This is a genomic window from Mesorhizobium sp. IMUNJ 23033 (assembly GCF_044778005.1).
Classification (GTDB): Bacteria; Pseudomonadota; Alphaproteobacteria; order Rhizobiales; family Rhizobiaceae; genus Mesorhizobium; species Mesorhizobium amorphae_A.
The window spans coordinates 104,534-117,651 of the sequence record NZ_JBJACT010000001.1 but is presented as its reverse complement, the minus strand read 5'-3'; the positions used below and the strand labels follow the sequence as shown (position 1 = coordinate 117,651).

Here is a 13,118-nt window from a genome sequence, read left to right as displayed (position 1 = left end):
CGGGCGCGTGCCGCAGACAATTCACACCGGAGCACTGCCATGACGGGTAGCAAGGACTATGTGGTCGCCGACATCTCGCTTGCCGGCTGGGGCCGCAAGGAGATCGAGATTGCCGAAACGGAAATGCCGGGCCTGATGGCCTGCCGCGAGGAATTCGGCGACAAGAAGCCGCTCAAGGGCGCGCGCATCACCGGCTCGCTGCACATGACGATCCAGACGGCGGTGCTGATCGAAACGCTGAAGGCGCTGGGCGCCGATATCCGCTGGGCCTCGTGCAACATCTTCTCGACCCAGGACCATGCGGCGGCGGCGATCGCCGAAGCCGGCATCCCGGTGTTCGCCATCAAGGGCGAGACGCTCGAGGATTACTGGGACTACACCGACCGGATCTTCCAGTGGACCGATGGCGGCACCTCCAACATGATCCTCGACGATGGCGGCGATGCCACCATGTACATCCTGATCGGCGCGCGCGCCGAAGCCGGTGAGGACGTGCTCTCCAACCCGGGCAGCGAAGAGGAAGAGATCCTGTTCGCCCAGATCAAGAAGCGGCTGAAGGCTTCGCCCGGCTTCTTCACCAAGCAGAAGGAAGCGATCCGCGGCGTCACCGAAGAGACGACGACCGGCGTCAACCGGCTCTACCAGTTGCAGAAGAAGGGCCTGCTGCCGTTCCCGGCGATCAACGTCAACGATTCCGTGACCAAGTCGAAATTCGACAACAAATATGGCTGCAAGGAATCGCTGGTCGACGGCATCCGCCGCGGCACCGACACCATGATGGCCGGCAAGGTCGCCGTGGTGTGCGGCTATGGCGACGTCGGCAAGGGCTCGTCGGCTTCGCTGAAGGGCGCCGGCGCCCGCGTCAAGGTCACCGAGGTCGATCCGATCTGCGCGCTGCAGGCGGCAATGGACGGTTTTGAGGTCGTCACGCTGGAAGACGCCGCGCCGACCGCCGACATCATCATCACCACCACCGGCAACAAGGACGTCGTCACCCTCGACCATATGCGTTCGATGAAGGACATGGTGATCGTCGGCAATATCGGCCACTTCGACAACGAGATCCAGGTGGCGTCGCTGCGCAACCTGAAATGGACCAACGTCAAGCCGCAGGTCGACATGATCACCTTCCCGGACGGCAAGCGGATGATCCTTTTGTCGGAAGGCCGCCTGCTCAACCTCGGCAACGCCACAGGCCATCCGAGCTTCGTCATGTCGGCCTCGTTCACCAACCAGGTGCTGGCGCAGATCGAACTCTACAGCAAGCCTGGCCAGTACCAGAACCAGGTCTACGTGCTGCCGAAGCATCTCGACGAAAAGGTCGCGCGCCTGCATCTCGGCAAGCTCGGTGCCCGGCTAACCGAACTGTCCGGCGAACAGGCCGCCTATATCGGCGTGACGCCGCAGGGGCCGTTCAAGCCGGAACACTACCGCTATTAACCAAAGCGAAAATTCCTACCACATATTGACGCCGGGCGATTGACATTTCGCCCGGCTTTATTTTTGCGTCGATTGATTCTTCACGCCGATTCCAGCAAGCGCTATGTTGTGATTCGCGGTCCGGGGACGAGGGACGGCGCACGCATCAGGGCGGTCTTGCATTCAGGCGGCGAAGAGGACCAAGACATGCCGGGGGAAAACCCGCGTCAGGCGGGACAGGCCGTTTCCGGCGGCCATAACGATTCGACAAGGACCCGCCCCGCCGTCGCGGGCGGGCGTCTTTCATCGCGTGCCGGAGCCCGCATCGGGACATTTCTTGCCACCTCGGTGCTTTCCGGTCCACTGCTTGTGTTTGCCGCGCATGCCGAACCAACGCAAAAGGCCGGACTGGGGGTCAGCGCGGTCGAGGTCATGCAAATGGCCATGTTCGCCGGCGTGATGGGTGCGGCACTCGTCTCGGCGATCTTCCTGATCCGCGAAAGGGCGCGCACCTCGGCGCAGAATGCCGAACTCAGGACCCGCATAGCAGACGTCAACGCGGCGCTGCAGCGCTCCGAGGCGCTGCTCAACCTGCGCGACCAGCGCGTGGTCGTCTGGGCCTCGGAGAACAAGAAGCCCGAGCTCCTCGGAACCTTGCCGGTGGAGAGCGGCGCGCCCGAGGACCGGGCAGCCTTCCTCGCCTTCGGTCGCTGGCTGATGCCGCGTTCGGCGGCGGCACTCGAACACGCGATCACCGCCTTGCGCGAAAAGGCAAAGGCCTTCGATCTCGTCATCGAATCGCAGGCCGGCGTGCCGCTCGAAGTCTATGGCCGCAAGAGCGCGGCGCATGTGCTGGTGCGTTTCGTCTCGCTGTCGGAAACGCTGCGCAGCCAGGCAAGGCTCAAGATCGAGAACCAGCGGCTCGGCGCCGACTACGACACCATGCTCGGCCTGCTCGACGCACTGAAGATGCCGGCATGGCTGCGCGCGGCCGACGGGCGGCTGAAATGGGTCAACCGCGCCTATGCCGAGGCGGTCGAGGCGCCGAACGCCGAAACCGCGGTTCGCGAGGCCAAGGAATTCCTCGGCGGCCAGGCGCGCGAGACGATCGCCGAACAGCACAAATCGCGCCTGGTCTTCGAACAGACGCTGTCGACGGTGATCGAGGGTGACCGTCGTGTGTTCGCGGTGACCGATTTCGCCGGCACCGACGGCTCGGCCGGGCTTGCCTGCGACACCAGCGCCACCGAAACCATCCGCGGCGAATATGAGCGCACGGTCAGAAGCCACGCCGACACGCTCGACCAGCTCAATACGGCGGTCGCGATCTTCGACACCGACGAGAAGCTGCGCTTCTTCAACCAGGCCTTCCAGAAGCTGTGGAATCTCGACAGCGGCTTCCTGCACAGCGCCCCGGACAATGCCCTGTTGCTCGACCGGCTGCGCAGCGAAGGCAAGATCGCCGAGCAGCCCGAGTGGCGGCGCTGGAAGGAGGGTCTGCTCAGCGCCTACCGCGCGGTCGAATCGCAGGAGCACTGGTGGCATCTGCCTGACGGCAAGACGATCCGCGTGGTCGCCAACCCGCAGCCCAAGGGCGGCGTGACCTGGGTATTCGAGAACCTGACCGAGAAGATGGACCTCGAAAGCCGCTACCAGACGGCGGTGCGGGTCCAGGGCGAGACGCTGGACAACCTTGCCGAAGGTGTTGCTGTGTTCGGACCCGACGGGCGGCTTCGCCTCTCCAACCCGGCCTTCGTCGCGCTGTGGGGGCTGAGCCAGGACGTGGTCAAGCCCAACGTCCATGTCCAGGCGATCCGCGACCTCTGCGACCAGCGCGCCGCGGACAGCCCGTGGGGCGGGTTCGTCGCCGCCATCACCGGCTTCGACGACGAGCGCCGCGACCGCCATGGCCAGACCGAACTCACCAACGGCACCGTGTTGCGCTATGCCGTCATCCATTTGCCCAACGGGCAGGTGATGATGACCTTCGTCGACGTCACCGACAGCGTCAATGTCGAGCGGGCGCTGAAGGACAAGAACGAGGCGCTGGAGAAATCCGACCAGCTGAAGAACGATTTCGTGCAGCACGTTTCCTACGAGCTGCGCTCGCCGCTGACCAACATCATCGGCTTCACCGAGCTTCTGTCGCTGCCGGCGACCGGTCCGCTGACGCCGAAGCAGCGCGAATATGTCGAGCATGTCGGCTCGTCCTCTTCGGTGCTGCTCACCATCGTCAACGACATACTCGACCTGGCGACGGTCGACGCCGGCATCATGCAGCTCGACATTTCCGAAGTCAGCGTCGAGCGGACCATCGCGGCAGCATCCGAACTGGTCGCCGAGCGGCTGGAGGAGCATTCGATCAAGCTCAAGGTCGATGCGGCGGCGGCGCCGAAAAGCTTCCACGGCGACGAAACCCGCATCCGCCAGATCCTCTATAATCTCCTGAGCAACGCCGCGAACTACGCGCCGGAGGCAAGCACGGTGATGCTTGCCTGCCGGCAGCTGGCCGAGGGTGTGGAATTCTCCGTCCACGACGACGGCCCCGGCATGCCGCCGGACGTGCTCGATTCAGTATTCCGCCGCTTCGAGCCGAGGACCAATGGCGGACGTCGGCGCGGCGCCGGGCTTGGCCTGTCGATCGTCAAGAGCTTCGTCGAATTGCATGGCGGCAGCGTCCGCATCCAGACCGGCAGGGACAGCGGCACCACGGTCATCTGCACCTTCCCCGACGCGCCTTCGGGCATTCGCGCCGCGGCCGAGTAGCGCGCTTCATGGCAGGGCTGGAGCGTTTTCTCGCCGACGAGGCCGCGACCGCAAGGCTCGGCGAGGATCTCGCCATGGCGCTGCGCCCCGGCGATGTGCTGGCGCTGAAGGGCGATCTCGGCGCCGGCAAGTCGACGCTGGCACGGGCGCTGATCAGGGCGCTGGCCGACGATACGGCCCTTGACGTGCCGAGCCCAACCTTCACGCTGGTGCAGAGCTACGACACGCGCGTGCCCGTGCATCATTTCGATCTCTACCGCCTGTCCTCGGCCTCCGAACTCGACGAACTCGGCTTCGACGACGCGCTGGCGCAAGGGGCAGCGCTGGTGGAATGGCCGGAACGAGCCGAAGCCCAGATGCCGGCAAGCACGCTCTGGATCGAACTCGTTCATCAGGCCGAAGGGCGCCGGGCAAGCCTGTCGGGGCAAGGTGCTGCCATCGAGCGCGCGGCGCGGTCGCTGGCGATGCGTGATTTTCTCGACTCGGCCGGCTGGGGTGAGGCGAGCCGCCGCCATTTCGTCGGCGACGCCTCGGCCCGCTCCTATGAAATCGTCTCGCGCGCCGGCTTTGCGCCGCGCGTGCTGATGAATTCGCCGCGACTGGTGCTGGGCCCGCCGGTGCGTGACGGCAAGCCCTATGCCGTGATCGCCCATTCCGCGCAATCCGTCACCGCCTTCGTTGCCATCGACAAGGCGTTGCTGGCTGCCGGCGTCTGTGTGCCGGAGATCCATGCCGAGGATCTCGACCAGGGCTTTTTGCTGCTTGAGCATCTCGGCTCGGAGGGGTTCCTGGGTAGCGACGGCCAGCCGGTCGCCGAGCGCAATGCGGCAGCGGCCGAACTGCTGGCGATGATGCACGGCAAAGCCTGGCCAGAGCGGATGGAGGCGGCACCCGGAGTCTTCCACGACGTGCCGCCCTTCGACCGTGACGCGATGATGATCGAAGCCGAGCTGCTGGTCGACTGGTATGTGCCGATGCTGACCGGCGCCCCGGCCAGCGATGCCCTGCGGGCCGGCTACGCCAGGGAATGGAACGCGGTTCTCGACCGGCTCGCGGCCAGCGAATACACGCTGATGCTGCGCGACTTTCATTCACCCAATATCATCTGGCGCGGCGAGCGGTCCGGGCACGACCGCCTCGGCATCGTCGACATCCAGGACGCGCTGATCGGGCCCGCCGCCTATGACGTCGCCTCGCTGGCGATGGATGCCCGGGTCACGGTATCGCCCGAGATCGAGAAGCGAACCGTCGATGCCTATGTCGCGGCGCGCCACGCGGCCGGCGGTTTCGACGAGGAGGCCTTCAGGGAGGCCTACGCCATGATGGCGGCGCAGCGCAATTCCAAGATCCTCGGCATTTTCGTGCGGCTCGAGAAGCGCGACGGCAAGCCATTCTACCTCAAGCATCTGCCGCGCATTCGCGACTATCTGCGGCGAGCACTGGCGCATCCGGCGCTCGCCGGGTTACACGCCTTCTATGTCGCCCATGACCTGCTGGAAGAACGACCTCTGTGACCGCTAACCCCAAGACTGCGATGGTGCTTGCCGCTGGGCTCGGCAAGCGCATGCGGCCGATCACCGACACGATGCCGAAGCCGCTGGTGAAAATCGCCGGCAAGACGCTGCTCGACTGGGGGCTGGACAGTCTGGCCACGGCCGGCGTCGAGACGGCTATCGTCAACGTCCATTATTTTCCCGAGCAGATCGTCGCCCATGTCGCCGACAGGCGGGCACCGAAAATCGTCATCTCCGACGAGAGCGCTGCCCTACTCGACTCGGCCGGCGGCATCGTCAAGGCGCTGCAGGATCTGGGCAAAGATGCCTTTTACATCATCAACGCCGACACGTTCTGGATCGACAGCGGCCAGCCCAGCCTCGAGCGCCTTTCCCTTGCATGGGACGGCTCGAAAATGGATATTCTGCTGATGCTTACCGATCTCGACTCAGCGACCGGACACTGCGTCGGTACGGATTTCCTGATGGCGCCAGACGGCGCGTTGCGGCGCTCGAAGGGCGATCCGGCCGGGGTGATCTATGCCGGGGCGGCGATCATTCATCCCCGCGTCTTCAAGGACGCACCGGCAAAGCCGCACTCGCTCAACGCCTATTTCGATACGGCCATTGCCGCTGGCCGCCTGTTCGGCATGCAGATGCGAGGGCACTGGATCACCGTCGGCACGCCCGATGCCATTCCGCTGGCGGAAGCGGCGGTCGCCGGCGTTCTCACCGAGTCGCAATGAGCGGCTCGCGCCGCGTCTTCTCGATCCCATCAGGAGCGCCGTTTCTGCCGACGCTGGCGGAGGCCCTGCTGGCCGGCCGGCTGGTTCCCGGTTTCCGCTTCGACGGCGATCCGCTGGCGCTGGCCGACGTCACCATCTATGTGCCGACCCGCCGTGCCGCGCGCGCCCTGCGCGGCGCCTTCGTCGACCATCTGGGCGGCCGCTCGGCGATCCTGCCGGTGGTGCGCCCGCTCGGCGAGTTCGACGAGGACGAAGCCGCCTTCGATGCCGACGCAGCTTCAGCCATCGATCTGGCGCAGCCGATCGCGGCGCAGGAACGGCTGCTCTTGCTGGCGCCGCTGGTGCGGCTGTGGAAGAGCCATCTGCCGGCGGCGGTCGCCGCCCGTTTCAACGAGGAGATCGTCATTCCGGCCTCGGCCGCCGATGCGATCTGGCTGGCGCGCGACCTTGCGCGGCTGATGGACGAGATCGAGACCGAGGGCACGGACTGGGCCAAACTCGCGGATCTGGTTACCGGCAATCTCGCCGGCTGGTGGCAGGTGACGCTGGATTTTCTCGGCATCGTCACCGACAACTGGCCGAAGCTGCTGGAAGAACGCCAGCGCTCCAACCCGGCCGCGCATCGCAGCGCGCTGATCCGGCTGGAGGCGGCGCGGCTGAAACGCAATCCGCCGGCCGGGCCGGTGATCGCCGCCGGCTCGACCGGCTCGATCCCGGCGACGGCCGAACTGCTGGCCGCGATTGCCGGCCTGCCCAACGGCGCCGTCGTGCTGCCCGGCCTGGACAACAGGCTGGACGAGGCATCCTTCGCCGCCCTTTCGGCACCCGGCGCGCGTCCGGCCCTGCTTGGCCACCCGCAATACGGCTTGGCCAAGCTGATCAACGGCATCGGCGTGCTTCGGGCGGATGTCGAGGAGATCGCCGCCGCAGACCGGCCGCTGGCGCTGCGCGCGGCCCTGGTTAGCGAGGCGCTGCGGCCGGCCGAGACCACCGAACTGTGGACCGAGACACGGCTTGCCTTCCAAGCCGGGGATATCGCCGAGGCCCTGGCCGACGTGATTTTGGTGGAAGCCGCCAGCGAACGCGATGAGGCGGTGGCGATCGCGGTGGCGCTCAAACGCGCCGTCGAACAGCCCGGCCAGCGAGCCGCACTCGTCACCGGCGATCGTGCGCTGGCGCGGCGCGTTTCGGCGGAGCTCAAGCGCTTCGACGTCATCACCGACGATTCCGGCGGCACGCCTTTGGCCAACACGCCAGCCGCCAGCCTGCTGAGACTGGCGCTGCAAGCCGTGTTCCGGCCGGGTGACCCGGTCGGCCTGCTGTCGCTGCTCAAGCACCCGCTGCTCGGCCTTGGCCTCGAACGCGCTGATGTCCGCCATGCGGCGGAGATCGTCGAACTGGTGGCGTTGCGCGGCGGCACTGGACGCCCCGATGCCGCTTCGCTTGCAGACCTTTTCGAGGCCCGGCTCTCGGGCCTTGGCGACAGCCGGCCGCCCTTCTGGTTTTCGCGCCTGACGGTGCGCGGCATCGAGAATGCGCGAGAAGTGCTTGCCCGCCTCGTGGCGGCACTCTCCCCGCTCCTCGCTTTTCGCGACGAGCGCGATGCCGATCTCGCCGCGCTGACGCGGGCGAGCATCGTTGCGCTGGAAAACCTCGGCCGGGCGATGGATGGCAGCCTCGTCGAGCTCTATGCCGGCGATGCCGGCGAAAAGCTCGCCGAGCTGCTGCGCGGCCTGGTCGCGGCATCGGCGCCGTTCTCCTTCGCGGCCGTCGAATGGCCCGACGTGATGGAGGCGCTGATCGCGCCGGAAACGGTCAAGCCGGCGCAAGGCACCGATCGCAACATCGCCATCTGGGGCGCGCTGGAAGCGCGATTGCAGAGCGTCGACACGCTGGTCATCGGCGGGCTCAATGAAGGCGTGTGGCCGCGCAAGCCGGAAAGCGACCGCTTCATGTCGCGGCTGATGAAGACCGGCATCGACCTCGAGCCGCCGGAACGGCGCATCGGCCTAGCCGCGCATGATTTCCAGATGGCGATGGGGGCGAGAAAGGTCGTGCTGACGCGCTCCGCCCGTTCCGGCGACGCACCGGCGGTGCCCTCGCGCTGGCTGCAGCGCCTGCTCACCTTCATCGGCAAGGAGCATGCGGCAGCGCCGTTGTGCCGCGGCGACGAATTGCTGGCCTGGGCGCGGGCGCTCGACGCCGGCGAAAAACAGGATTTTGCGCCAAGGCCGCAGCCGAGGCCGCCGCTCGGCGTCCGGCCGCAGCATTTCTCGGTCACCGAGATCGAGACGCTGCGCCGCGACCCCTATGCGATCTACGCCAGGAGGATCCTCGGCCTGATGCCGCTCGATCCGGTGATCCGCGATCCCGGTGCGGCGGAGCGCGGCACGCTGTTTCACGCCATCCTGCATTTGTTCTCGCGCCGTGTGCTGGACCCGCGCGAGCCCGGCGCCCTCGCTGGCTTGATCGAAGCCGGCCGCATCTGCTTTGCCGAGGCGGCGCTGCCGCCCGATGTCGAGGCGGTGTGGTGGCCGCGCTTCGAGAAGCTTGCTGCCAACATCATCGAATGGGAGCACGGCCGCGCCGACGCCGTGGCAAAGCGCCATGCCGAGGAGCGGGCTGAAAAGACCACGGTCGGCCGCACCGGCGTGACGCTGTCCGGCCATGCCGATCGCGTCGATCTGCTGGCCGGCGGCATGGCCGACATTCTCGACTACAAGACCGGCTCCTCGCCCTCCAAAGCGCAGGCGCACACGCTGCTGGCGCCGCAGCTGGCGCTGGAAGGCGCGCTGCTCAGGCGCGGTGCCTTCAGGGATCTTGGCGCCCGCGAGCCATCGCAGCTCGCCTTCGTCAGGCTGAAGCCGAATGGCGACGTGTTCGAGGAATCGATCCTCGAATACTACCGCAAGCCGAGGACCGCCGCCGATCTCGCCGAAGAGGCCTGGGCGCGGCTGGAAAAGCTGCTCTTCCACTATGCCGACCCGACGACCGGCTATCTGTCGCGCGCGCTGCCCTTCCGCGAGGGCGAGGCGGATGGCGACTACGACCATCTGGCGCGCGTGCTCGAATGGTCGGCCGGCGGCGACAGCGACGACGAGGCGGGGGAGGCATGAAGAAGGCCTACCCGATCCCGAGCGACACCGCCGCCAGCCAGGCGCGCGCCTCCGACCCGCTGAATTCGGCCTGGGTGTCGGCCAATGCCGGCTCCGGCAAGACGCATGTGCTGGCGCAGCGCGTCATCCGGCTTTTGTTGCGCGGCACCGATCCGTCGAAGATCCTGTGCCTGACCTATACGCGCGCCGCCGCCGCCAACATGTCGAACCGGGTGTTCTCGACGCTGTCCGAATGGACGTCGCTCGGCGACACGGAACTGGCGGCGCGGATCGAAGCGCTGGACGGCCGTCGGGCCGATCGCGACACGATGCGCCGGGCACGGCGGCTGTTCGCCGAGGCGCTGGAAACGCCGGGCGGTCTGAAGATCCAGACCATCCACGCCTTCTGTGAATCGGTGCTGCACCAGTTTCCGCTGGAAGCCAACATTCCCGCGCATTTCGAAATGCTCGACCCGCAGATGGAGGCGTCGCTTTTCGCCACCGCGCGACGCGACATGATTTCGGGCACCACCGCCGGCGAGGCAGGGCTGGCGGAGGCCTTCGCCACCGTGCTGGAGCGCGGCGGCGAAGCCGGTCTCGACGCGCTGCTTGCCGAAATCGTGCACAAGCGCGACGGCTTACGCGCCTTCATCGGCGCGCTTGGCCGTGGCGGGCTGGGCTTCCAGCCGCTGTTCGACGAATTCCGGTTCCGCGCCGGCGAAACAGCCGAAGGCATAGCCGGCTCGGTCTGGCCGCTGCCGGGCTTCCTGCCCGACTATTTTGCCGGCTTCGCCCATGCCGCCGAGGCCACCGACGCCCGAACCGTCCTGAACAATTTGCTGCCCTATGCCCGTGCCGCCTTCGCCGAGAAGGATCCGATCCGCCGGCTGCAGATGCTCGGCAAGGCCTTCCTCAAGGCGGACGGCGACCCCTACGATCCACAAAAGGCATTCAAAAAGGCGCTGCTCGACCGGCTGCCCGATTTGCCCGAGCGCTATCTGGTGGCGGTCAATGCCATAATCGAGGTTTCGGACAGGTTGGCGCTGTTCCGGATGCTGGAAGGCACGTGCGCCGCGCTGACGATCGCTGGCTGGCTGATCGCGCGCTACGAGCAGCTGAAACGCGGCCGCGGCTTCCTCGATTTCAACGATCTCATCACCCGCACGGTCAGCCTGCTGGCGCGGCCCGACGCCGGGCCCTGGGTGCAATACAAGCTCGACCAGGGCATCGACCATATCCTGCTCGACGAGGCGCAGGACACCAGTCCCGACCAGTGGGAGGTGGTGAAGCGGCTGACGGAAGAGTTCTTTGCCGGGCTCGGCCAACGCGAGACCGTTCAGCGGACGGTGTTTGCCGTCGGCGACGAAAAGCAGTCGATCTACTCCTTCCAGGGTGCCGCCCCGGACTCCTTTGCCGACAGCCGGCTTTTGTTTGCCGGACGCGTGCGCGACGCGGACGCTTCGTTCGCCGATCTCAAGCTGACCTGGTCGTTCCGCTCGACCGACGACGTGCTGGCCGCCGTCGACCGCGTCTTCGCCGAACCGGGCGTACGGCGCGGCATCAGCCACGATCCCGACCCGCTGAGCCACAAGGCGATCCGCACCGATGCGCCGGGCTATGTCGAGGTCTGGCCGTCGATCGGCGCCGATGCGGTCGAGGAACCCGACGACTGGACCTTGCCCGTCAACCATGCCAGCGCGCCGGCGGTGCGCGTTGCCGAGCATGTGGCGGCGACCATCCAGGCCTGGCTCAGGGACGGCGAGACCATCGAAGGCAAGGGACGGAAGCTGACGGCCGGCGACATTCTTGTGCTGGTGCGCAAGCGCGACCGTTTCGTCCATGCGCTGTCGCGCAGCCTGAAGAATCGGCAGATCCCGGTCGCCGGCGCCGACCGGCTTAGCCTGCCCGGCCATATCGCCGTGAAGGATCTGATCGCGCTCGGGCATTTCCTCATTCAGCCGGAAGACGACCTGTCGCTGGCCGCCGTGCTGCGCAGCCCGATCTTCGACGTTTCCGAGGAGCGATTGTTTGCGCTGGCAAACGGACGGCCATCGGGAAAGTCGCTGATCGGATCGCTGCGACAGCACGCCGGCGAAGACATCGCGCTGGCCGCCATCGTTAGCCGGCTCGATGCCTGGTCGGACGAAGCGGCGTTCAAGCCGGTGTTCGAGTTCTATGCCGCGGCACTCGCCCGCGACGGGCTGCGCAAGAGGATGATCGCGCGGCTCGGACCGGAAGCCGGTGATATCATCGACGAATTCCTGAGCTTCTGCCTGGCCGAGGAACGGACCGGCCTTCCGGGGCTGGAAGCCTTCCTGGCGACGCTGGAAAGCACCGGCCCCGAGATCAAGCGCGAGATGGACCAGACCCGCGACGAGGTGCGCGTCATGACCGTGCACGCCGCCAAGGGCCTGGAGGCGCCAGTCGTCTTCCTGGTCGATGGCGGCTCGGCGCCGTTCAGCGACCAGCATCTGCCGAGGCTGATGCCGTTCCAAGGCTCGGGCGAACATTTCGTCGGCAAGGGCTATCTCTGGCGCTCGGCCAGCGACGTCGCCAACGGCTTTTCCAAGACCGCAGCCGCCCGCGCGCGCGAACTGGCCGACGACGAGTACCGCCGGCTGCTCTATGTCGGCATGACGCGCGCCGAGGACCGGCTGATCGTCTGCGCCTATCACGGCAAGCGCGCGCCAAACACAGGCACCTGGCATTCGATCGTCAGCCGCGCGCTGGTCGGCGCGCCTGAAAGCACTGAGCGCAAGCATCCCGCCACCGGCGAGCCAGTGCATCGCTTCAACATGACCAAGCTGCCGCCGGTGGCCATCACAACAAGCGGAGAGAACAGGCCGGCACTGCAGTTCGCGCCGTTGCCGGAGAGCCTGTTCCCGCCGCTGCCGCCTTACGAGGACCTGCCGCGGCCGCTGTCGCCGTCCGGCGCCTCGGCATTGATCGACGAGACCAAGGAAACCGTAGCCGACACGCGCTCGCCGGTGCTGAATGCGGAGGCCGAGCCCGGTTTCGCAGTTATGCGCGGGCTGGCGCTGCACAAACTGCTGCAAATGCTGCCCGGCATCGCGGAGAGCGAACGCCGGGATGCGGCCGAGCGTTATCTGGCGCGCGCCGGCGCCGAATGGCCCGAGGCCGAGCGTGGCAGGGTGCTCGCCTCGGTGTTCTCGATCCTCGCCGACCCGCGCTTCGCACCGCTGTTCGGTTCGTCATCGCGCGCCGAGGTTTCGATCATGGGCAGCCTCGAGGTGAAGGGCAGGAAACGCCCCATCTCCGGCAAGATCGACCGCCTGGCGGTGACATCGGGCAGGGTGTCGATCGTCGACTACAAGACCAACCGGCCGGCGCCGGCGACGATTGCCGAGGTGCCGCCGGCCTACGTGCTGCAGCTCGCGCTCTATCGGGCGCTGCTTCAGCCGCTTTATCCCGGCCATGAGATCTCGGCAGCACTGCTGTTTACCGAGGCTCCAAGGCTGATCGAACTGCCGTCGGCGGTCATGGACGATGCCCTTGCTCGACTCACGGGAGCGTGACACAAGAACTGCTTGAAGAAGGGCGCGACAACCACCACATTTGGTGCAACCGAATTTTCGAAA

6 protein-coding genes are annotated in these 13,118 nt (G+C 66.7%); all 6 read left to right on the top strand.

Features of this window, described 5'->3' with window-relative positions; all coding sequences use genetic code 11:
* Positions 1–39 precede the first annotated feature (39 nt).
* Positions 40–1,440 (top strand): adenosylhomocysteinase, encoded by a 1,401-nt coding sequence (gene ahcY, locus ACFX5Q_RS00615; RefSeq protein ID WP_192178340.1) that lies wholly within the window; start codon positions 40–42, stop codon positions 1,438–1,440.
* A gap of 186 nt (positions 1,441–1,626) precedes the next feature.
* The gene (locus ACFX5Q_RS00610) at positions 1,627–4,185 is read left to right on the top strand and encodes an ATP-binding protein (RefSeq protein WP_404274577.1); all 2,559 of its coding nucleotides are present in this window, start codon (positions 1,627–1,629) and stop codon (positions 4,183–4,185) included.
* Positions 4,186–4,193: 8 nt separating this feature from the next.
* Positions 4,194–5,699 (top strand): tRNA (adenosine(37)-N6)-threonylcarbamoyltransferase complex ATPase subunit type 1 TsaE, encoded by a 1,506-nt coding sequence (tsaE, locus tag ACFX5Q_RS00605; protein WP_404274576.1) that lies wholly within the window; start codon positions 4,194–4,196, stop codon positions 5,697–5,699.
* A complete protein-coding gene (locus ACFX5Q_RS00600; protein WP_404274575.1) occupies positions 5,696–6,424 on the top strand; it encodes a nucleotidyltransferase family protein in 729 nt (242 codons plus the stop codon). The genes tsaE and ACFX5Q_RS00600 overlap by 4 nt, the downstream gene beginning before the upstream one ends.
* Positions 6,421–9,540 (top strand): double-strand break repair protein AddB, encoded by a 3,120-nt coding sequence (gene addB, locus ACFX5Q_RS00595; RefSeq protein WP_404274574.1) that lies wholly within the window; start codon positions 6,421–6,423, stop codon positions 9,538–9,540. The genes ACFX5Q_RS00600 and addB overlap by 4 nt, the downstream gene beginning before the upstream one ends.
* On the top strand, positions 9,537–13,055 hold the full coding sequence (gene addA / locus ACFX5Q_RS00590) for a double-strand break repair helicase AddA (RefSeq protein ID WP_404274573.1): 3,519 nt from the start codon (positions 9,537–9,539) through the stop codon (positions 13,053–13,055). Before addB ends, addA begins: the two co-directional genes overlap by 4 nt.
* Positions 13,056–13,118: the final 63 nt, after the last annotated feature.